20 protein-coding genes and 1 rRNA gene are annotated in these 23269 nt (G+C 36.4%); 11 read left to right on the top strand and 10 right to left on the bottom strand.

Translation table 11 applies throughout. The annotated features are described in order from the left end of the window. Nucleotides 1-2229: a DNA topoisomerase IV subunit A gene (gene parC, locus A9G22_RS04470; RefSeq protein ID WP_075508423.1), complete on the bottom strand. Its 2229-nt coding sequence runs from the start codon at nucleotides 2227-2229 to the stop codon at nucleotides 1-3. A gap of 27 nt (nucleotides 2230-2256) precedes the next feature. Next, entirely contained in the window at nucleotides 2257-4146 is a 1890-nt protein-coding gene (parE, locus tag A9G22_RS04465) for a DNA topoisomerase IV subunit B (RefSeq protein ID WP_065586323.1), read from the bottom strand. Nucleotides 4147-4497: 351 nt separating this feature from the next. Here parE and A9G22_RS04460 point away from each other — a divergent pair, with 351 nt between their 5' ends. The 5 genes from A9G22_RS04460 (at nucleotide 4498) to ubiA (ending at nucleotide 10058) form a co-directional block, all read left to right on the top strand. Further along, a complete protein-coding gene (locus tag A9G22_RS04460; protein ID WP_065586322.1) occupies nucleotides 4498-6948 on the top strand; it encodes a DMSO/selenate family reductase complex A subunit in 2451 nt (816 codons plus the stop codon). A 21-nt stretch (nucleotides 6949-6969) separates the two neighbouring features. Beyond that, the gene (locus A9G22_RS04455; protein ID WP_065586321.1) at nucleotides 6970-7584 is read left to right on the top strand and encodes a DMSO/selenate family reductase complex B subunit; all 615 of its coding nucleotides are present in this window, start codon (nucleotides 6970-6972) and stop codon (nucleotides 7582-7584) included. A gap of 5 nt (nucleotides 7585-7589) precedes the next feature. After that, entirely contained in the window at nucleotides 7590-8426 is an 837-nt protein-coding gene (locus A9G22_RS04450) for a dimethyl sulfoxide reductase anchor subunit family protein (protein ID WP_065586320.1), read from the top strand. 105 nt (nucleotides 8427-8531) lie between these two features. Further along, the gene (locus A9G22_RS04445; RefSeq protein ID WP_081296931.1) at nucleotides 8532-9089 is read left to right on the top strand and encodes a TorD/DmsD family molecular chaperone; all 558 of its coding nucleotides are present in this window, start codon (nucleotides 8532-8534) and stop codon (nucleotides 9087-9089) included. 141 nt (nucleotides 9090-9230) lie between these two features. Continuing rightward, nucleotides 9231-10058 (top strand): 4-hydroxybenzoate octaprenyltransferase, encoded by an 828-nt coding sequence (gene ubiA, locus A9G22_RS04440; RefSeq protein WP_065586319.1) that lies wholly within the window; start codon nucleotides 9231-9233, stop codon nucleotides 10056-10058. Between the two features lie 370 nt (nucleotides 10059-10428). On the opposite strand, the gene folP is transcribed toward ubiA, so the two are convergent. From folP to rlmE, 3 genes are all read right to left on the bottom strand, one after another. Beyond that, entirely contained in the window at nucleotides 10429-11265 is an 837-nt protein-coding gene (gene folP, locus A9G22_RS04435) for a dihydropteroate synthase (RefSeq protein ID WP_065586318.1), read from the bottom strand. 185 nt (nucleotides 11266-11450) lie between these two features. Further along, complete coding sequence (ftsH, locus tag A9G22_RS04430) at nucleotides 11451-13328, bottom strand: ATP-dependent zinc metalloprotease FtsH (protein WP_081296930.1); 1878 nt, start codon at nucleotides 13326-13328, stop codon at nucleotides 11451-11453. 76 nt (nucleotides 13329-13404) lie between these two features. Further along, nucleotides 13405-14031 carry a 23S rRNA (uridine(2552)-2'-O)-methyltransferase RlmE gene (rlmE, locus tag A9G22_RS04425; protein WP_065586317.1) on the bottom strand — a complete coding sequence of 209 codons (627 nt, stop codon included), beginning with the start codon at nucleotides 14029-14031 and terminating at the stop codon, nucleotides 13405-13407. Between the two features lie 97 nt (nucleotides 14032-14128). Here rlmE and yhbY point away from each other — a divergent pair, with 97 nt between their 5' ends. Further along, nucleotides 14129-14422 (top strand): ribosome assembly RNA-binding protein YhbY, encoded by a 294-nt coding sequence (gene yhbY / locus A9G22_RS04420; RefSeq protein ID WP_065586316.1) that lies wholly within the window; start codon nucleotides 14129-14131, stop codon nucleotides 14420-14422. A gap of 60 nt (nucleotides 14423-14482) precedes the next feature. Here yhbY and greA read toward each other — a convergent pair whose 3' ends face one another. After that, the gene (gene greA / locus A9G22_RS04415; protein WP_034910774.1) at nucleotides 14483-14959 is read right to left on the bottom strand and encodes a transcription elongation factor GreA; all 477 of its coding nucleotides are present in this window, start codon (nucleotides 14957-14959) and stop codon (nucleotides 14483-14485) included. 365 nt (nucleotides 14960-15324) lie between these two features. On the opposite strand from greA, the gene A9G22_RS04410 reads away from it, so the two are divergent. From A9G22_RS04410 to hslO, 3 genes are all read left to right on the top strand, one after another. Then, nucleotides 15325-16812, top strand: coding sequence for a hypothetical protein (locus tag A9G22_RS04410; protein ID WP_141669974.1), 1488 nt, complete (start codon nucleotides 15325-15327; stop codon nucleotides 16810-16812). Nucleotides 16813-16911: 99 nt separating this feature from the next. Next, nucleotides 16912-17310, top strand: coding sequence for a ribosome-associated heat shock protein Hsp15 (gene hslR / locus A9G22_RS04405; RefSeq protein ID WP_075508421.1), 399 nt, complete (start codon nucleotides 16912-16914; stop codon nucleotides 17308-17310). Nucleotide 17311: 1 nt separating this feature from the next. Continuing rightward, entirely contained in the window at nucleotides 17312-18175 is an 864-nt protein-coding gene (gene hslO, locus A9G22_RS04400) for an Hsp33 family molecular chaperone HslO (protein WP_075508420.1), read from the top strand. Nucleotides 18176-18364: 189 nt separating this feature from the next. Here hslO and tsaA read toward each other — a convergent pair whose 3' ends face one another. The 4 genes from tsaA to metN all read right to left on the bottom strand — a co-directional run bounded on the left by tsaA (nucleotide 18365) and on the right by metN (nucleotide 21907). After that, entirely contained in the window at nucleotides 18365-19078 is a 714-nt protein-coding gene (gene tsaA / locus A9G22_RS04395) for a tRNA (N6-threonylcarbamoyladenosine(37)-N6)-methyltransferase TrmO (RefSeq protein WP_442899738.1), read from the bottom strand. A gap of 125 nt (nucleotides 19079-19203) precedes the next feature. Next, nucleotides 19204-20106, bottom strand: coding sequence for a methionine ABC transporter substrate-binding lipoprotein MetQ (gene metQ / locus A9G22_RS04390; protein WP_065586311.1), 903 nt, complete (start codon nucleotides 20104-20106; stop codon nucleotides 19204-19206). Between the two features lie 15 nt (nucleotides 20107-20121). After that, complete coding sequence (locus A9G22_RS04385; protein ID WP_065586330.1) at nucleotides 20122-20763, bottom strand: methionine ABC transporter permease; 642 nt, start codon at nucleotides 20761-20763, stop codon at nucleotides 20122-20124. A 112-nt stretch (nucleotides 20764-20875) separates the two neighbouring features. Then, a complete protein-coding gene (metN, locus tag A9G22_RS04380) occupies nucleotides 20876-21907 on the bottom strand; it encodes a methionine ABC transporter ATP-binding protein MetN (RefSeq protein WP_065586310.1) in 1032 nt (343 codons plus the stop codon). A gap of 117 nt (nucleotides 21908-22024) precedes the next feature. On the opposite strand from metN, the gene gmhB reads away from it, so the two are divergent. Further along, nucleotides 22025-22561, top strand: a complete 537-nt coding sequence (gmhB, locus tag A9G22_RS04375) for a D-glycero-beta-D-manno-heptose 1,7-bisphosphate 7-phosphatase (RefSeq protein WP_065586309.1) — start codon at nucleotides 22025-22027, stop codon at nucleotides 22559-22561. A 591-nt stretch (nucleotides 22562-23152) separates the two neighbouring features. Continuing rightward, nucleotides 23153-23269: ribosomal RNA gene (locus A9G22_RS04370) — 16S ribosomal RNA — on the top strand; the annotation flags it as partial.

Raw genomic sequence — 23269 nt, 5'->3', positions numbered from 1 at the left:
TTATTCGTTTACCTCAATTCGATCTATTTTTTGTAAACCGCGTGGCAAAGCATTTCCTTTACGCGCACGTTCAGCTCTAAATTTTTGCAAATCAGCAGGATTTAGCGTAAGTTTGCGTTTACCAACATATAAAGTTATTGATGTTTCTGATGTAATTAGTTTTATATAAGCAAGATTATCATCAATCCCTGAAAGGGATATAATTTTATTACCTTTACCTTTGGTCAACTCGGGTAAATCCCGTACAGGGAAGATGAGCATTCGACCTGCTTGAGTAATAGACAGCAGTAAACTATCTTCAGATAGAATTTCCATAGGTGTGAGTATTTTTGCATTATTTGGCAAATTGATAACCGCCTTACCGTTACGGTTGCGAGCAACTAAATTACTAAATTGACAAATAAAACCATAACCCGCACTGGATGCGAGTAAGAATTTTTGATTATCATTTTGACACATCAGCACATGTTCAACCGTTGCGCCCGCAGGTAGCGCTAGTTTACCGGTTAATGGTTCACCTTGGCTTCGGGCAGATGGTAAGGTATTTGGCTCTATAGCATAACTACGACCTGTTGAGTCGATAAAGATAACTGGCTGATTGCTTTTTCCTTTTGCGGCGACTTTAAAGTGATCGCCCGCTTTATAACTTAAACCTGTAGCATCAATGTCATGGCCTTTAGCGGCTCTAACCCAGCCCATTTCCGATAAAATCACCGTCACGGGTTCGGATGGTGTTAACTCTTGTTCACTAATAGCTTTAGCTTCTCTGCGCTCAACGATCGGTGAACGGCGCTTATCACCATATTTTTCAGCATCCTCTTTTAGCTCTTTTTTAATTAAATTACTCAGTTTTTTAGGCGAAGCTAACAAAGCTTGCAGATGATCACGTTCTTTTGCAAGCTCACTTTGTTCACCTTTAATACGTACTTCTTCAAGTTTGGCTAAATGACGGAGTTTTAACTCTAAAATTGCTTCAGCTTGAATATCGGTTAATGCAAAACGGCTAATTAATTCTTGTTTCGGTTCATCTTCATTGCGAATAATTTCGATCACTTCATCAATATTTAAAAATGCAATCAATAAACCATCAAGGATATGTAGTCTTTTTAAAATTTTATCTAAACGATAATTTAGGCGACGAGTGACAGTGGTTTTGCGATATTCTAGCCATTCAGTAAGAATTTCAACCAAGCCTTTGACTGACGGGCGATTATCAAGCCCAATCATATTCATATTAACGCGGTAACTTTTTTCGAGATCGGTGGTTGCAAATAGATGATTCATCACTTGTTCTAAATCGACTCGATTTGAACGTGGCACAATCACTAAACGAGTTGGATTTTCGTGATCCGACTCATCGCGTAAATCTTCAATTAAAGGTAGCTTTTTAGCTCGCATTTGAGATGCAATTTGTTCTAGGATTTTAGCGCCTGACACTTGATGAGGGAGATCAGTAATCACAATATCTCCATCCTCTTTTTTCCAAACCGCACGCATACGAATTGAGCCACGCCCTGTTTTATAGATTTTCGCAATGTCATCAGGTGGCGTAATAATCTCAGCTTCGGTTGGAAAATCAGGTCCTTGTATGTGAGCCATTACTTCGCTTAATGTTGCATTAGGTTTATCTGCCAGCATAATTGCCGCATTTGCCACCTCACGAATATTATGTGGAGGAATATCGGTTGCCATACCAACGGCGATACCCGTTGTACCATTTAATAAAATATTCGGTAGTCTAGCTGGTAACATTTTTGGCTCTTGTAAAGTACCATCAAAGTTTGGTGTATAATCAACCGTTCCTTGCCCTAACTCACCTAATAATAATTCAGCATATTTTGATAAGCGTGATTCGGTATAACGCATGGCAGCAAATGATTTAGGATCATCTGGCGCCCCCCAGTTACCTTGTCCATCAACTAATGGATAGCGATATGAAAATGGTTGTGCCATTAGTACCATAGCTTCATAACAGGCACTATCACCATGAGGATGATATTTACCAAGCACATCACCTACGGTACGTGCTGATTTTTTAAATTTTGCTTGCGCATTTAGACCTAGCTCTGACATGGCATAGACAATGCGTCGTTGCACGGGTTTGAGACCGTCACCAATAAACGGTAGTGCGCGATCCATAATGACATACATTGAGTAGTTTAAATAGGCGCTTTCGGTAAAGGTACGTAGCGACTGGACTTCTACTCCGTCATGAGTTATCTCACTCATTATTGTTCCTCTAAATCATTCTGTTTGTTAGACATCAAGTTCAACTTGATCGCCTTTTTCTTGTAGCCATTCGCGGCGATCTTCTGCGCGTTTTTTGGCAAGTAGCATATCCATTAATGCCATGGTTTGTTCGGCATCATCAAGGGATAGCTGCACTAAACGGCGCGTATTGGGATCCATTGTTGTTTCGCGCAGCTGCAGCGGATTCATTTCCCCTAAACCTTTAAAACGCTGTACATTTGGTTTGCCTTTTTTACGTTTAAGCTGCTCTAAAATACCATCTTTTTCTTCTTCATCTAAGGCGTAATGGACTTCCTTACCCAGATCGATACGATAAAGTGGAGGCATAGCAACGAACACATGCCCATGCTCAACCATGGTACGAAAATGACGAACAAATAACGCACAAAGTAAGGTGGCAATATGTAATCCATCCGAGTCAGCATCGGCTAAAATACAAATTTTGCCATAACGTAATTGGCTTAAATCATTGCTATCAGGATCGATGCCTATAGCTACTGAAATATCATGAATTTCTTGTGATCCTAATACTTCGTCAGATGACACTTCCCAAGTATTTAAAATCTTACCTTTAAGCGGCATAATGGCTTGGAATTCACGATCTCTCGCTTGTTTGGCCGATCCACCCGCAGAATCCCCCTCCACTAAAAAAAGTTCAGTACGACTTAAATCTTGCGATGAACAATCAGCCAATTTACCCGGTAAAGCTGGACCACTGGTTAATTTTTTACGGATGACTTTTTTGGACGCTTTTAAGCGTTTTTGCGCACTGGAAATTACCATTTCAGCTAATAATTCGGCTATTTGCACATGTTGATTTAACCAAAGACTAAACGCATCTTTCACAATAGCCGACACAAATGCCGCACTTTGTCGCGATGACAAGCGCTCTTTGGTTTGTCCCGCAAATTGAGGTTCTTGCATTTTAACCGAAATAACGTAGGCACAGCGTTCCCAAATATCATCAGCAGTTAATTTTAAGCCTCGCGGTAACAAATTGCGAAACTCACAAAACTCACGCATTGCGTCTAACAAGCCTTGACGTAAACCATTAACATGCGTACCACCTTGTACCGTTGGAATTAAGTTAACGTAACTTTCAGTCAATAGCTCTCCACCTTCGGGCATCCAAACTAGTGCCCACTCTACGGCTTCTGTTTCACCCATTTGGCTGCCAGTAAAAGGGATTGGTGGTAATAGTGAGTAACCACTGACAGATTCCATTAAATAATCTTTTAGGCCATCTTGATAACACCAGCGTTGTTCGGTTTTGTTGATTTTATCTTTAAAAACAATATCAAGACCAGGACAAAGCACGGCTTTGGCTTTAAGAAGATGAGTCAAACGTAGGACAGAAAATCGGGGAGAATCAAAATATTTTTCGTCTGGCCAAAAATGCACTTTGGTACCCGTATTACGTCGCCCACACGTACCAGTAACATGCAGATCCTCAACCTTATTGCCGTTTTCAAAAGCTATTTCGTACACTTGACCATCACGATGAACGGTCACATCAACACGTTTTGATAACGCATTGACGACCGAAATACCCACACCATGCAAACCACCTGAAAATTGGTAATTTTTGTTCGAAAATTTACCACCAGCATGTAAACGGCAAAGCAATAGCTCAATTGCTGGCACGCCTTCTTCCGGATGAATATCAACAGGCATTCCTCGCCCATCATCAATGACTTCTAGTGAATTATCTTCATAAAGTGTGACTTTGATTTGACGAGCATGACCAGCGATGGCTTCGTCGACACTGTTATCAATGACTTCCTGACCTAAATGGTTTGGGCGACTCGTGTCTGTGTACATACCGGGGCGATGACGAACAGGATCTAGCCCTTTTAATACTTCAATATCAACGGCATTATAAGTAGATTGCGACATAGATTTTCTATTTACTCTAATAAATGACGGTTATTATACCAACCTTTACACAATAAGACCAAGGTCAATGGCACAGGCGTTCAAGTTAAAATCATCAATCCAATTATCATATTGGTTAGTAAAGATTATTTACTTTTTATTGCTAAAAATTAAACGACTCATGAAATATAAATTTACATGGAACAGATCCAGCGGTGGTATTGGAGAGCACTCATTTCTTTTTCTATTTAAGAATAATTCTTATTCAATTTAATTATTGTGATTTATCTGCTATTTTTGACTTTTTCAGTTTTTTTATCGTATTTTTAGTATTATGATAAATAAATCCCATATAAATATTAAGGGAATTCGATGAGTAAGTCAGAAAATAAAATAAGTCGACGCGATTTTTTACAAAAATCATTAACCATTGGTGGGGTAGCCGCACTGACCGGTAATATACAATTACCTTTTGCCTATGCAAAGCCCGGTAATGATGTGAATAATAGGACAATTTTAAATACTACTGATGAAGAAAAGATTGTTTATAGTGCTTGTTTAGTGAATTGTGGTAGTCGTTGTCCTTTAAAAGTCCATGTAAAAAACGATATTATTACTAAAATATCACCAGAAGAAGGCGTTAATGATTCGGTCTTTGGGTTGCACCAAATTCGCCCTTGTCTTCGTGGTAGATCGGTTCGTTGGCGCACTTATGATCCCGATCGTTTAAAATATCCTATGCTGCGAATTGGTCAACGAGGTGAAGGTAAATTTAAACGAATTTCGTGGAGTGAAGCTATTAATTTACTGGCAAATAAACTCAAATATACTATTAATCAGTATGGCAACGAAGCGATTTATTACCAATATGGAACAGGAACAACCGGCGCTAATATTTCAGGACGTAATGCGTGTAAGCGTTTTTTAAGTACGATTGGTGGTTTTCTAAATTATCATGGTGATTATTCGAGTGGACAGATTTCGGCTATTCGGCCTTATATTTTTGGTAATGCTAAAGAATCGTTACTTGATCAAATAAAGCATTCTGATCTAGTTGTGATGTTTGGGCATAATATTGCCGAAACCCGAATGTCGGGTGGCGGACAAGTTACAGAGCTTTTTCATGCATTAGAACAAAGTAATGCGCGGGTAATTATTATTGATCCCCGTCGTAGCGAAAGTGTGGTTGCGTATAATGCTGAGTGGATCCCAATTATTCCCGGCACCGATGCCGCATTAGTTGCCGCAATTGGTTACACATTACTTGAACAAGATCGTATTGATGAAAATATGCTTAATCAATACTGTATTGGTTGGAATGCCGATTCTTTGCCGGATAGTGCTCCACCTTATAGTGATTACAAATCTTACCTTCTCGGTTTGGGCTATGATAGAACACCTAAAACGCCAGAATGGGCAGCTAAAAAAACGGGTATTCCGGCTGCACAGATTCGTAAATTAGCGATAGATATTGTCGATGCTAATGCTGCTTGGATTTCGCAAGGTTATGGCGTACAACGTTGGCAAAATGGTGAACATACCGCAAGAGCTATTATGATTTTGCCTATTATTACTGGGCAATTTGGTAAGCCTGGTACCAATATAGGAACTTGGGGAGATAGTGTGACTTATCCTGTTCCGAGTTTAAGTTTACCAAATCCTATTAAAACGAGTATTCCTTTCTTTTTGTGGACTAAAGCGATTGAAGATGGTCCAAGTATGACAGCTAAAAATGCATATCTGAAAGGTAAAGATAAGTTAGATGTTGGTATCAAATTTATCTGGAGTTATGCCAGTAATGTCATAGGGAATCAGCATTCGGATCTCAATCGTACTCACCAGATTTTGCAAGATGAGTCTAAATGTGAATTTATTCTTGTGTGGGATACGCATATGACTGCTTCAGCCAGATATGCGGATTTATTGTTACCCGATGTTTCATCAGTTGAAAATAATGATTTGATTAATAACTCTTATTCATCTGGAGCGTATAGTTATCTAATCCGTATGCAACGCGCAATTAAACCACTTTGGGAAAACCGTGCTGTTTATGATGTGTTAAGCGATCTTTCCGAAAAAATGGGGATAAAAGATAAATTTACCGAAGGTCGTAGTCAAGATGAATGGATAGAATATTGTTATGAGCAATTGCGAAAACGTGAACCGAATTTACCTCCTTTTGCCAATACTGACGGTATGGGGGTAATCGATCGTAAACTTGCCGATAGTGATACACAAATTGGCTTAAAAGCCTTTAGAGATGATCCGATTCAAAATGCATTAAATACGCCATCGGGAAAAATTGAAATTTATTCAGAAGCATTAGCTAACATTGCCAATAATTGGGAACTTGATGCAGAAGATATACTCTACCCCATTCCTGCGTATTTGCCAGCAATTGAAGGTAGTGAAGATAAGCAAAAACGCCAAAAGTACCCGTTGCAACTTATCGGGTTTCATACCAAGGGGCAATGCCATTCCACTTACAGTAATTTACCGCAATTGCGAGAAGCTGTCGCTAACCGTATTTGGATTAATCCATTGGATGCTGAGCAAAGGCAAATAAAACACGGTCAGTTAGTTGAGGTTTATAACGACCGCGGTCGGCTTTATATTCCCGCCAAAGTTACACCAAGGATATTGCCAGGTGTTATTGCTATTCCGCAAGGGATGTGGGCAAAAACTAATGCCACAGGGATTGATATTGGCGGTTGTATTAATCGTTTAACATCATTGCGCCCAACGGTGCTTGCTAAATCGAATCCACAGCATACTAATCTGGTTGAAGTTAAACCATTATCGGTTGTGGGGTCAATGTCGTAAATTAAAGAGCGGATAATAAAAATGCAATATGGATTTTATATTGATTCTTCAAAATGTACTGGTTGTAAAACCTGCCAACTTAGTTGTAAAGATGAAAAAGATAATGCATTAGGTGTTCATTTTCGCCGTGTGTATGAATATGGTGGTGGGACTTGGCAGCAGGTTGAGGGCATGTGGCAAAACGATACTTTTACCTACTATTTATCTATTTCATGTAATCATTGCCAAGAGCCTGCTTGTGTACAAGGTTGCCCAACAGGTGCAATGCATAAGCGATCGCAAGATGGCTTAGTGGTTGTTAATCAAGATGTTTGTATTGGTTGTCGATATTGTGAAATGCGTTGTCCTTATGGAGCACCACAATTTGATCATCAAAAAAAGGTCATGTCAAAATGTGATGGCTGTTATGAACGTATAGCCGAGGGATTAAAGCCTGTTTGCGTCGAGTCGTGTCCACAACGTGCGTTAGATTTTGACGAAATTGAAAAATTACGTCAATGTTATGGTGATGAATGCAACATTGCACCACTACCAAGCTCACAGCTTACAAAACCCAATATTGTGATAAAACCCCATGCACAATCCAAAACATCTGGTGATACTTTAGGTAAGGTTCTCAATCCTGAGGAGGTATAAGTAATATGCATGAATTACCATTGGTATTTTTTACAGTATTAGGGCAATTGGCTGCAGGAATGGTATTGATTAGCAGTTTATATTCCTTAAGTTGTTGTTCACATAGCGCTATTGCCATTTATAAAATGAACCTCTTCGCGCTGATTATAATGGCTATTGCGATGTTTATTGCTTCGTTTCATTTAGGTCATCCTTTTCGAGCTTTAAATGTAATTTGGGGTATTGGTCGTTCGCCGATGAGTAACGAGATTTTTACTTTTGGTCTTTTATTTGGAATGACATTAGTATGTGTCTTATTAACTTATTTTTTTCATCATAATAACGGCAATAAATGGTTATTGATTAGTTCACTTTGCCAACGTATTAATCGAATTCCCAATTTACATAAGATGTTATCTTTCTTGTTGACCATTTTGAGTTTAGTTTTTGTTTGGACTATTGTGCTCACTTATATGCTACCAACGGTGAAAACGTGGAATACCTATTACACAGCTATTCAGATGTATACTTCTATGTTAGTATTAGGAGGAATAGCTGCGGCCGTTTTGGGGTTATATCGAATTGGCTTGATTTTATTCTTTATTGGCGCAATATTCATTCTGCTATTAAAAATTCCTTATCTTAATTTAATGGCCTTAATATCACCCGAACTTACTGCAAAGCAACATATTTGGATGTTTATTCAGTGCGCATTATTAGCAATCGCACTTATTTTAGTCATTTTAAATATATGCCAATCTAAACAATCAACAATAATTTATGTTTTAGCCTTTATTTTTGTTTTAATTGCCGAGTTATGTGGACGAATTGCATTTTATAATTTATGGACTATTCAAATGTAACATTAGCAACGTTTTTAAGTTTTTTAAACACAATAAAAAAAGCACTATACAATAGTCTTTTTATTATTTTCGATACGCTAAAATCGAATCAGTAAGGACACTTGTTTGGATAACATCACCGCTATCACATTAGCAAAGCTATTTGGTGCTCTTTTTTATTATTCACCAAAGAGTAAAGTTACAGCACCATTAATGCAGGCATTATTGCATATTGATCAACTGGTAAATTGGCCTGATCCTATTTTTATTGGTGAGCAGTGCAATATATTAGCTAATCACGTGGAAGATCCTGATCTTGAATATCAATTTTCATTACTATTTGAAGGGCAGGGGACAATGCCAGCACCGCCATGGGGATCATTTTACTTAGATAAAGAGCATTTATTGTTAGGTGAATCACAAGAATGCTATCGCCGATTTTTACAACAGCATGGTTTGAGGCTCAATACAGGAATGAATGAGCCTGAGGACCAATTTGGATTAATGCTAATGGCATATGCCATGTTGCTTGAAAATAATAACTATACAGCGGCAAAACAATTAATTGATGAACATTTGATGAAGTGGTCTTCAGCTTATTTAAAGGGGCTAAAGCAAAACAAGATTAGCGCATTTTATCGAGCTTTAGCGGTGATTGTTGAGCACTATTTACAGATGCTTTGATTTGCATCTTTCGTATGTTTATTGACCGTAAAATGGTTGTTTCGTTTAATGAGAAGCTATAACTTGCTATATCGTAACATTGCAGCTTTTATCGTAATCGGTATAATCCCTCTCAATGTTTTTTAAGGTAAAATAATATTGATGTTAGCTTATTTACAACTAATGCGATTAGATAAGCCTATTGGCACATTGCTTTTACTTTGGCCGACACTTTGGGCTATTTGGCTTGCAAGCGATCCTTCTCTTTATATAACTGTTATTTTTGTGCTTGGTGTGTTTGTCATGCGCTCGGCAGGTTGTGTGGTGAATGACTATGCCGATCGTCATTTTGATGGGCACGTTGAACGGACCAAAAATCGTCCACTAGCTCGTGGTGCATTGACCGAAAAAAACGCATTATGGACGTTATTTGTATTGTTGCTTATTGCTCTTTGCTTATTGTTAAATTTAAATAAGCTATCATGGTTTATTGCTTGTGTTGCGTTATTAACAGTACTGATTTATCCCTTTATGAAGCGTTATACCCATTTACCGCAAGTCACCTTAGGCATTGCATTTAGTTGGAGTATTCCCATGGTGTATGCCGCAACCACTGAACAGTTTCCGTTAACTTGTTGGTTGCTTTTCTTGACTAACATGTGTTGGACAATTGCTTATGACACCCAATATGCCATGGTGGATCGCAATGACGATGTGAAAATTGGCATAAAATCCACTGCTATTTTATTTGGACGTCATGATAAATTAATCATTGGATTATTGCAGTTAGTTTCGGTCATTGGGCTATTATTTATCGGCTTAATTAATCAATTATCATTGATATTCTATATCGCTTTATTAATGGGGACAGTACTATTTATTTACCAACAAATGCTAATAAAAAAACGAGACCGAAATAAGTGTTTTCGCGCATTTATGAATAATAATTATGTCGGTTTGATTGTGTTTTTAGGACTATTTTTTGCTTAAAAGTTAAGATTTTCATGCTTAGATAAATATTTAAATGAAATTTTCTGACAAGGTTTAAGGTATTACTGAAAGGCTATTTCAGAACAGTTAGATTTCGGACGTTTTATCTATGTGATGCTAAAAATAGCGACGGTTATTACGTCTGATTTAGGGGGGTGCAAAATCCCACCACCACAAAATCACCTATCACTATTTGATTTCACTGAAAAACAACAAAAAAATCAAATAAAATCAATGCTCTACCTGAATGATTTTTATGAAAAACACACTATTTCATAACGTCCAAAGATTAATATTGCGCTTTATTTAGAGTAGAAAGATGTCGACAACTCCAAATCAATCGTTTAAATAAACATTCTTCTTTATACAATTAGCCTTGTTCTGCAAGGGTTGCTTGTACAATTCGCAGTGCGTCAAAGGTTTCTTTAACATCATGAACGCGAATAATGTGTGCACCTTTCATTGCCGCAATTACGGCACATGAAACGCTACCTAACATACGTTCTTGCGGTGGGACATTTAATACTTGTCCTATCATGGATTTTCGTGACATGCCCACTAACAAAGGTAAGTTAAAATGATGGAACTTTTCGAGTGTTGCCAATAGACGGTAATTGTGCGTTAGTGTTTTGCCAAATCCAAAACCGGGGTCGAGTATGATTTTTTCACGGCTAATACCGGCATTTATGCAACGCTCAATGTGTTTGTCAAAAAACTGGTCAACTTCTTGATAAATATCTTGCTGGTAGTGTGGTGCATTTTGCATGGTTTTAGGGTCGCCTTGCATATGCATAATACAAACAGGTAGTCCTGTTTGGGCTGCTGCTTCAAGTGCACCAGGTTCTGTTAAGGCTCGAACATCATTAATTAGATGTGCTCCCACTTTTGCTGATTCAGTCATGACTTGTGGCTTTGAGGTATCAATCGAAATCCAAACATCAAAATAACGGGCGATTTTTTCAACTAATGGCACAACGCGGTTAAGTTCTTCATCAACCGAAACTTCGGCTGCACCAGGGCGCGTTGATTCACCGCCGACATCAATAAACGTTGCACCAGCTTGAATCATGCTGTCAACGCGACGCATAGCATCATCAAGATTGTTATAGTTACCACCGTCAGAAAACGAGTCTGGTGTCATATTAACAATGCCCATCACTTGTGGAAATGATAGATCCATCACTTGGTTTTGAAAATGTATGTCCATGAGTAAAAGCCTATTTGTTACTACAGTTAATAATGTGATAGTTTAAATGATACTAAAAATTATCAAGTAGAGGTCAAGTTAAATTTTCAATGTTTGTCGGTTTATCCACGAAAATTGATGTATAAGATATTTTTATTTTACCGATAAAAAACGCGCCGTAGCGCGTTATATTTTATGAAAATTAATTAACTTCCTGATTGAGGCGGTATATTGCTTCCTTCATTAGGTATTTGACCTGCTGCATTTTCGTCACGCTCAGTCCAATCATCAGGAGTGGTAATAGGACGACGAGCAATTAAATCAGCAACTTGTTTTGCGCCAATCGTTTCATATTTTATTAGCGCATCTTTCATTGCATGAAGGACATCAATATTCTCAGTCAATATTTTACGTGCACGTTGGTAATTACGATCGATAATGGCTTTGACTTCTTCGTCAATAATTCGTGCTGTTTCATCAGAAATATCTTTCGGTCGTCCATATGAATTATCATCAGTTTCGTAAAATAGAGGACCTAAGCGATCAGAAAATCCCCATTGTGTTACCATTGCTCTTGCATATTGTGTGGCAACTTTTATGTCATTTGATGCACCAGTGGATATTTTATTTGCACCATAGATTAACTCTTCTGCTAGTCGTCCACCATAAAGGGTTGCAATATCTCCTTCTAGTTTTTCGCGGCTTTCGCTAACTCGATCACCTTCAGGCAAGAAGAAAGTCACACCAAGAGCGCGCCCACGTGGAATAATGGTGACTTTATGAATCGGATCGTGATCTGGCATTAAGTGACCAATAATAGCGTGCCCAGCTTCATGATAAGCGGTTGAAATAAGCTGCTCTTTAGTCATGGTTAATGAACGTCTTTCGGTACCCATGTTGATTTTATCTTTGGCTTCTTCAAATTCGTCCATTGTTACTAGGCGCTTATTTCGACGCGCAGCAAATAAAGCTGCCTCGTTGACTAAATTTGCTAATTCCGCACCAGAATAACCCGGTGTCCCACGTGCTAAAACTGACAGATCAACATCCGACCCTAAAGGAACTTTGCGTACATGGACAGCAAGAATTTGTTCACGACCTTTCATGTCTGGTAAGCCAATTTGAACTTGACGGTCAAAGCGACCTGGACGAAGTAATGCCGGATCTAAAATATCAACTCGGTTAGTTGCAGCAATGATAATAATACCGCTATTGGCTTCAAATCCATCCATTTCAACGAGCATTTGATTTAGTGTTTGTTCTCGTTCATCATGACCGCCCATTGAACCAGCCCCACGTTTGCGACCTACGGCATCAATTTCGTCGATAAAGATGATACATGGAGAATGTTTACGAGCTTGTTCAAATAGATCACGTACACGCGATGCACCCACACCAACAAACATTTCAACAAAGTCAGAACCTGAAATGCTAAAGAAAGGTACATTGGCTTCACCGGCAATAGCTTTTGCCAATAAGGTTTTACCTGTACCAGGAGGGCCAACCATTAAAATTCCTTTTGGTATACGGCCACCTAATTTTTGATATTTACCTGGATCGCGTAAAAAGTCGACAACTTCGGTGACTTCTTGTTTTGCTTCCTCACTGCCGGCAACATCGGTAAATTTAGTTTTGATTTGATCGGGCGTTAACATGCGAGCTTTACTTTTGCCTACCGACATTGGTCCGCCTTTGCCACCACCTTGCATTTGGCGCATCATAAAGAGCCAAAAACCAATGAGTATAATGATAGGAAACCAAGAAATAAGAATACTGGCTATTAGGCTTGGTTTTTCATCAGGACTACCATAGACGGGCACCTTATTGGCTAACAAATCATCCATTAGTTTTTCATCAAAATAAGGGATGTAGGTAACGTAATTGCCATTATTTTTAGTTGTGGCAACGATTTCGCGTCCGTTAATATGCACTTCTTGGATTTTACCAGTCGTGATATCGGAATTAAATTGGGTATAATCGATTTGAGGACCGCTATTGGATATTGAGCCAAATTGGTTAAATACAGCAATCAATACTACAGCGATAATTCCCCAGATCAGTAAATTCTTTACCATGTCGTTCAAAAGAAAAACCTCTCATAAAAATTAACAGTTACGACTAAATTTAACGTAGTATGGTACTACAAAATTATAAAACTGGCTACTTCATACCCATTGCAACAATATAAACTTCTCTAGATCTTGAGCGCGATGCTTCAGGTTTGCGAATTTTGACTGTTTTAAACATTGAACGTACCTGTTTTAGGTACTCTTCAAATCCTTCACCTTGAAATACTTTAACAATAAAATTGCCATTAGGCGCAAGTACGTCTCTACACATATCTAATGCTAGTTCAACTAAATACATTGCTCTAGGTATGTCAACAGCAGGTTGCCCGCTCATATTTGGTGCCATATCTGACATGACAACTTGGACTTTTTCTTCGCCAACTCGTTCCAGTAACGCTTTTAAAACTGCTTCATCGCGAAAGTCACCTTGAAGAAAGTCAACCCCAACAATGGGGTCCATTGGCAATAGATCACAGGCAATAATGCGACCTTTATTGCCAATAAGCGATGCGACATATTGTGACCAACCACCAGGGGCAGCGCCTAAATCAACAACGGTAATGCCTGGTTTGAATAATTTGTCACTTTTTTGTATTTCTTCGAGTTTGAACCATGCTCTAGAGCGTAGGCCTTTTTTTTGTGCTTGTTGTACAAAGCGATCATTAAAATGTTCATTGAGCCAACGCGTTGAACTTGCTGAGCGTTTTTTATTACTCACAGCTAATAAATCCTTAATGTAAAGAGGTCACTTCATTGATTACAAATATATATAAGGGTAGAATAGCAAAATTACAACTTAAAGTGATAAAAATTTAATGAATTTATCGAATAAACAAAAACAGTATTTAAAAAGTGAAGCTCATCATTTAAAACCTATAGTGATGATTGGGGCCAATGGATTTACCGAGGGAGTGCTTGCCGAAATTGACAACGCCTTAAATTTCCATGAGTTAATTAAGATTAAGGTTTCTGCGGAAGATCGCGAAACGAAGAAGCTTATTTGTGATGCTATTATTCGCGAAACTAAAGCTTTACCTGTGCAACAAGTGGGATCAATTTTCACGATTTTTAGACCCAGTGAAGATAAAAAAATCTCATTGCCTAAATAAATACAACAACAGGGCTATGTGCCCTGTTTGTTTATGTGCCTTTGTTGATGATATTCAATATTAGATATATTCAACCTTAACGATATCAAATTCTACATCACCACCCGGCGTTTTAATTTGTACTGTATCACCGTCTTCTTTGCCAATTAAGCCTCTGGCAATTGGAGAGTTGACAGAAATAAGATTTTGTCTGTAGTCAGCTTCATCATCTCCGACAATGCGATAGGTTGTTTCTTCGTCAGTTTCAATATTTATGACTGTTACTGTTGCACCAAAAATAATACGTCCAGTATTTTTTACTTTGGTGATATCAATAATTTGTGCTTGTGATAATTTGCCTTCGATTTCTTGAATACGACCTTCACAAAAACCTTGCTGTTCTCTTGCTGCATGGTATTCAGCATTTTCTTTTAAATCGCCATGCGCTCTTGCTTCAGCTATGGCTGCTGTTATTTGTGGTCTTTTGACATTTTTTAACTCTTCTAGTTCGGCACGTAATAGTTCAGCTCCCTTTACTGTCATTGGGATTTGTTTCATCTAGGTATCTCCCGTTCTTACTTATGGTAAATCAAAAATAACTATCCTTTATCTTAATCCAAAGAAAGGGACAGTGAATTGTTCTGTTAATTATTTAAAAACTTCATAGTTAATATTTATATCTTAACTGTAAAATTAGTTTAATAACAAATCATTTATACTGAAAATGAGGTGTTATTTTGGTTAAAATCGGTTATCGTAATGTAATTATTAACGGTTCATTATAACAATTAAATTTATTTATGCGACGATTACGATTTTACATAATCATCTTTTTATCCATTATTTGGTTTTTTATATTGTTGTCTTATTTTGTTATACAAACTTCGTTGGGTGCTAAAGTAATCAGTCAGCAATTATCCAAATTGAGTACGTACACAATTTCAATTGGCAGGGTTCATCACTCTTTTTCAAATTTCTACGAATTAGTTTTTGATGATGTTGTTGTCAGTGATAATAGGCAAGAGATTGTTAATGTTCCTAAATTAGTTGTGGGATTGGATAAAAGTCATCTTTGGCAATTAGCACATTTTAACTATGTTATAGTCATTAATGGAAATATGAATATTAATGATACTCAATTTGGTCATTATGACTTTTCAACCAATACGTTAAAATTTGTCAATGCAACTACTAATATTCTGGTTAATAATGGGAAGGATAAACTTTCATTGACCCAAATCAATGGAGGCATTAAACCCTTTGCTACATCAGGAGCGGATAAATACCAATTTGATTTTACGTCGCAAGAAGTTTTAGTAAATCAAATCCCAATAAAATCACTACTGATTCAAGGATTCCATCGAGATGGTGTTACAACCATGACTAATTTTGGTGGAAATATTAATGAAGGTTTTTTTGTCAGTAAATTAAAAATTCTTGCAGATAACAGTTTAAATATTGAACAATTGAAGCTTTGCAATATAAACTGGCAATCAACGGAAGATGATTTTCTTAATAAATATTCTCATGTTCTACCAAAGTTGACGATCAAACAATTATCAATATTGGAAAGTAGTATTCAGTTACCCAATTTTTTAATGGAAAAGGGCAATATTGAAGCCACTAATCTTCGTTATGATGAGCAGTGGCATTTTGAACAAAGTTCTTTAGCTTTTACTGCTGATCATGTTGTTTGGCATGATGAGTTATTTTCGTCGGTATTAGCCCAATTATCATCCCACGACCAAGAGGTGACGATTCAAAAAGTACTAGCAAAATGGAATAAAGGTAGTATCAATTTTGTTGGAAAGTGGAAAGATAATGCCTTACATATAGATCAATTAACGTTATCGGATATTAATTATGAACTTCCTGAAAAGTTAGAATTATCTGCATTACCGAGGATGTTTAGGTATATTAAAGTTGATAAGCTTGATATTTTTCAAAGTTTGATAATTAGAAAACAGAGTGATTTCCCTTTTAGTTTGTATAATTTTCAAGCTTCAGGCTCAGATATCACTTTAGCGAAAGAGCAAAAATTCGGCATATTTTCAGGAGCTGTTTTTTTTAAATCAGAAAAAGGTTCATTTAATCGAATTGATATTCGTTATCCAGATCTTGTTCTAAAATTTGATTCTGAAAATCATGCTTTGTTAACTTTTAGCTCATTAGTTAATGGTGGAATGATTGAGGCTGAAGCAAAAGTTGATCTATCTCAAAATGAATCGTTATCTTTGCAATTTAATGCTTATGGTATAACAAGTTTGTTGCTAGAAAATTGGAAACTGGTAAAACAACCGCCGAAAGCGATGAGTTATTCAGTTAATTTACATGGTAAATTACAACCATTTAATTTTTCAGGTAAATTTACTACAAATGGGAATGATTATATCATCAATTTTGAACATTGATTTTTACAAAAACATCCTTATATAACTAGTTAAGATGTTTAAAGTATTATGTGCATTTGAGTATAAAACAAACTCAATAATAAGTAATATGAGGAGATAATGGATCTTGTAAGATTAGATAAATGGCTTTGGGTGGCAAGATTTTATAAGTCTCGATCATTAGCTCGCGAAATGGTTGAAGGTGGCAAAGTGCACTATAATGGTCAACGCACTAAACCAAGTAAAATTGTTGAAATTGGTGCAATCTTAACACTTCGCCAAGGTTCGGATCAAAAAACAATTCAAATTTTAGCTATTAATGAACAACGAAGAACGGCCATTGAAGCTCAACAACTTTATCAAGAAACTCCTGATAGCATTGCTAAACGAGAAGCAATAGCACAAGCACGTAAGCTTAATGCATTGACAATGCCGCATCCAGATAGAAGACCGGATAAAAAGGAGCGGCGTAATTTGATTAAATTTAAATATGATAGGCAACAAGGTGGCAACAATTAATATGGATACTTTAAATCGGTTTTTATTTGATAATCATCCTATTCGTGGTGAAATTACTCGTCTTGATCAAACTTATCAGGCAATTTTAGATAATCATACATATCCAATTGCGGTACAAAACTTGCTGGGTGAATTATTGGTTGTAACCAGCCTATTAACGGCAACACTAAAATTTGAAGGGGATATTGCTGTTCAGTTACAAGGTGATGGCGCGTTATCTTTAGCGGTTGTTAATGGCAATGATCAACAGCAGCTACGTGGTGTTGCTCGGGTTAACGGTAATATTGCTGATGATGCTACGCTTAAAGATATGGTTGGCAACGGTTATATTGTTATTACTATTACACCAAAGCATGGTGAACGTTATCAAGGCATCGTTGGACTAGAGAAAGATACACTTATTGGTTGTATCGAAAATTATTTTATGCAATCAGAGCAACTTCCTACACGCTTATTTGTGAAAATAGGTGTACATGATAATAAGCCAATGGCAGCAGGTATTTTATTACAAGTTTTACCAGCTAATGAAAATACAGTTGAATCATTTGAACACCTTAGCACATTAACCGAGACAATTACGAGTGATGAGTTATTTCAGCTTTCCACTGATGAGATTTTATATCGACTATATAATCAAGAGGAAATACGTCTTTTTGAAACGCATGATATTACTTTTAAGTGTGGATGTTCACCTCAGCGTTGTGAAGATAGCTTAATGACTTTGCCAGCTAATCAAATTGATGAAATTCTAAGGGAAGATGGGGGTAAGATTGATATTCATTGCGATTATTGTGGGAGGCATTACCTATTCGATGCAATCGATATTGCTGAAATGAAAAACAAACATAACGTATATAATCATTGATTTTTATATAAAAATACCACTAAGATTATACATATACATAACCTTAGTGGTGAAGTGAAATATAGGGAATTAAGCCCGTATCCATTTAACAGAATGGAAAAAGGATACAAACTATTTTTCATTGAAATGATAAGAAATTTGTTAGTTTAAAATCGTTATCTAATATCTTTATACTAATAAAAATTGTATTTATTTACTAATTACACAGATATCCTCTACAATAGCGTATTGATTGATGATGTTCCATTTAATATTAAAATGATAGAGTGTAAATCCATAAGTTTGTTCATTAAGGTTCTTTTGCTTGTAAGCAGGCCGTGGATCTTGAGAAATCACTTGTGTAATTAATTCCGTGAGTTGTGGATAATTTTGTTTTTGTAACTCTAAAACTAATTGTGCCTTTTGTGAAAAAGCTACGGCTAGTTTTTTTTCTGGAATGGATTGCGCGAATCCTGCATGTGCTTCCGAATGACTATCACAATAAGGAAGGTAAGGTTTGATATCAATAATGGGTGTACCATCAACTAAGTCGAGGCTGCCTAATTTTAAAATTACCTGTTTATTTTCAACAATAATATCTTTTAATTCTACCGCTGAAAGTCCAATATGATTAGGTCTAAATGGTGATCTTGTGGCAAATACGCCCATTGTTTTATTACCACCTAAACGAGGAGGACGAACCGTTAATCCCCATTTTTCAGGAGTAATATGGTGAAATAGGAATAATAGCCATAAATGTGAAAATTGTTCTAATCCTTTAACACTGATAGGATCATTATAAGGCGCTAACAAATAAAGTTCACCTTGCCCTGCACTAACTAAATTGGGTTGCCTTGGAACGGCAAATTTTTCACTATAAGGTGAATGGATAATGCCGATTGGTTCAATTTGATATGTCATTATTCGATGATAATTTTATTGATAAGTAGCGATTTTTTTAATTCAATTAATTTATTATTTTTACATTAATTTTCCGCCAATATAAACATTGGCGGAATAGATATTAAACAATCTTTAGTGGTAGATTATTACCAACCACGAATTGCACCGCCATTAAAAATTTGGTCAGCTTTTTGTGCAACAGCATCAGTTTGATATGCTTTAACAAAGTTTTTCACGTTTTCGTTATCTTTATCAGCTTCACGCGAAACGATAATGTTGACATAAGGTGATTCTTTATCCTCAACAAAAATTCCATCTTTGCTTGGCGTTAAGTTTGCTTGTCCTGCAAAGGCGTTATTGATGATCGCTAGATCAATTTGTGCATCATCCAATGAGCGAGGTAACATTGGCGCTTCTAGTTCTAAGATCTTATAGTTATAAGGATTGCTTGTAATATCAAGAACAGTTGGCAGTAAACCTTTAGATTTATCAACTGTAATCATTCCTTCATGTTGTAATAAAAGTAAAGATCGGCCTAAGTTTGTTGGATCATTAGGAATGGCAATGGTTGAATTAGCTGGAATGAAGAAGGTTTCACCACGTGGTGAGGTTACTTTTACACCTTCCCCTGTTTCCATTGATTCATCAATGGGTTTTAATTTATGAGAATAGCTTGCAATAGGATAAACAAATGAATTACCTACTACAGCTAATTTATAGCCACGCTCTTTCATTTGCTCATCTAAATACGGCTTATGCTGGAAAGCATTGAGCTCAATTAAGCCATCATTTAATGCTTGGTTTGGTGTTACGTAATCGTTAAAAATAACGAGTTCAACATCTAGATTATAAAGATCTTTCGCTTGTTGTTTAACAACTTCGGCAATTTCTTGTTCAGGACCTGAAATCACACCTACTTTAAGCGTGCTCACTTTAGCTGGCTCCTCAGGTTTATTATCTGTTGCGACTGGTTGTTTATTATTATCACAACCAGTTAAAAAAAATGCACTTACCAATGTGCTAATAAGGGCTAGCTTTTTAATAGACATATGTTTCTCCAAAAATTAATGATGTGTAACGCGTTTAACAATCCTATTACCAATAATTTGAATAATAAAGACAATAATAATTAATATAATTAAGACTGTGTTCATTATAGCAGGCTTGTAGCCGTTGTAACCATATTGAATAGCAAGTTGACCAAGACCTCCAGCGCCAACGGCTCCAGCCATTGCAATGTATCCTGTCAAGGTAATTAAGGTAATTGTCATACTATTGACAATTACAGGTAATGACTCAGGTAATAAAACCTTATATATAATTTGTAGCGGTGTTGCGCCCATTGAGCGAGCCGCTTCAATTAATCCTTTAGGCACATCTAATAGAGCATTTTCAATCATACGTGCAATTAGTGGTGATACGCCAATACTTAATGGTACAACTGCAGCTTGTTTACCAATAAAGGTACCCATTAAAATAGTGGTGAAAGGAATAATCCATACAATTAATATGATAAAAGGGATTGAGCGAAATACATTGGTAATAAATGAAATAATACTATTACCAATATAACAATCTAATATTTGTCCTTTACGAGTAGTGTAGAGTAAGATGCCAATCGGTAATCCAATTATCGTTCCCCAAAAACCTGATAAGATGACCATAAAAAGGGTTTCATCTGTTGCTTGTGCCATTTTGAATAGCATCGCTTCATTAAAACCATTAAATGATGAACAAAAAGCAACAAAATCAGTCCAAAAATTGTATTGAGTTAAATATCGAAATAGTGATTCGAAAGGTTTAAAAGAAGGAATAAAATCAAACATAGCCAAGCACCTCTACTTTAGTTTTATTTTTTTCTAGAAATTGAATTGCTGATGCCATACTTTTGGTTTTTCCTCTCATTTCAGCGAGCATTAAGCCAAATTTAACTCCACCGGCATAATCCATTTGCGCACTAATAATGTTACTTTCAATCTCAAATTCTTTAGCGATTTGTGATAACAAAGGTAAATCAACAGAAACCCCAGTAAACTCTAAGCGTAATAAAGGATTGAGTCCTTCTTTATGTTCAGGCGACAGTCTTATTAAATAATCATCAGGAATATTTAGGTGTAAGGTTGATTGAATAAATTGTCTCGCAATATCTGTTTTCGCATTAGAAAACATTTCACCCACTGATGATTGTTCAACTAGTTTGCCATCACTGATAACAGCAACTTGGTCACAAATCTGTTTTACTACATCCATTTCATGGGTAATTAATAAAATGGTTAGTCCCAATTTTTGGTTGATATCTTTCAATAATGCCAAAATTGAACGGGTCGTTTCAGGATCAAGCGCACTGGTTGCTTCATCGCACAATAGTACTTTGGGATCACATGCTAAAGCTCTGGCAATAGCAACACGTTGTTTTTGGCCACCTGATAAATTAGCTGGGTAAACATTTGCTTTCTCTGTCAATCCCACGAGCTCGATAAGCTCATTTACTTTTTGCTTTATTGTTGCTTTAGGTGTTCTATTCAGTTCAAGAGGAAAAGCGATATTATCAAATACAGTACGTGAGGAAAGTAAATTGAAGTGTTGAAAAATCATGCTGATTTTTCGGCGTATTTCAATTAATTTTCTATTTGATAGATTTGTAATATCTTGATTATCGAAAAATATTTTACCACTAGTTGGTTTTTCAAGTAGATTAATACAGCGAATAAGTGTGCTTTTCCCTGCCCCAGATTTGCCAATAACACCATAAACCTGCCCTTTAGGAACATGGATATTAATATCTTTTAAAGCATAAATAGGTGTTTTATTATGCTCAAATGTTTTCGAAATGTGTTGTAGTTGTATCATAATATATAAAGAAAAAGATGAATAAATGAATATTAAGACGTCTAGACATCTAAGTCAATCAATAATATTCTATGCAAGATTAGAGTAATAGCTACATAAAAAGGAAAAAGCGTAAACATGAAGCCTGCTATTTTTTTAGATCGAGATGGTACCATTAATATAGATTATAATTATGTACATACAATTGATAAATTCCATTTTATTGATGGTGTCATTGATGCAATGCAAGAACTCAAAAAAATGGGTTTTTTGTTAGTTATCACAACCAACCAATCAGGTATTGCTAGAAATAAATTTACTGAAGAACAATTTCACACGTTAACTGAATGGATGGATTGGTCATTACAAGATAGAGGCATTGATTTAGATGGCGTTTATTATTGTCCACATGACCCGTTAGTTGATACTTGTGAATGTCGTAAGCCAAATCCTGGTATGATTCAAACTGCAGCAAAAGAATTGAACATAGATATTGCTAATTCTTATATGGTAGGTGATCGTGTATCTGACTTATTATCGGGCAGACACGCTGGTGTTAAAAGGACAGTTCTAGTAAAAACAGGTGATATGATAACGGAAGAAACATTGGCTCAAGCCGATTGGTTAATTGATAGTTTAGCGGATTTACCCCAAAAAATAAAAGCAGAATCTTAATTAACGCTTTATTTAAATATATCGTTTTAAAAGAAGATCTCTAAACTCAAATAACTTAAGTAGTATTAATATCGATTAAATAATGCATGAACAATAACACTCATATCCTGCTATTAAAATTTTATACAAATAAGAATTCCTTAAAATATCTGGTAATTTTAGCTGAAGATATTGAAGCTCAGTCTAATTTTAGAACTGTTTGATCAAAAAAAAATCAAACGGAGAAGAAAATGAAATTAATACTTGCATGATTTTTTAAACCCCCTATAATGCGCATCCACTGACACGCAGTCAGCGACAAGCAGACAGTGAGTGAGTTAAAAAATAAGATCGAAAAATTGAAAAAAAGATCTTGACGAATTAAAAGGTGTAGCGTAGTATACGCAGCCCTTGAGACAGCAAACTAAATTAACAAAATGTTGATTAGGAATAGAAGCTGTCAGCTCTTTAAAAAGAAAAAACAGACAATCTGTGTGGGCACTTGCGAGACAAAGAATTAAAAGTCTACGGACTTAAAAGAATCAAGTCTTGATAAGTGACACTGAAGATTCATTTGAATATGTCAGAGACAGTTATTGAGCATCAAACTTTAAATTGAAGAGTTTGATCATGGCTCAGATTGAACGCTGGCGGCAGGCTTAACACATGCAAGTCGAACGGTAACATGAGTGCTTGCACTTGATGACGAGTGGCGGACGGGTGAGTAAT

Origin of the sequence: Gilliamella sp. App2-1, from assembly GCF_001690255.1 — a bacterium.
GTDB classification, from domain to species: domain Bacteria; phylum Pseudomonadota; class Gammaproteobacteria; order Enterobacterales; family Orbaceae; genus Gilliamella; species Gilliamella apicola_G.
Note: the sequence above shows the minus strand (reverse complement) of the source record. Positions and strands in the feature narration are given on the sequence as shown.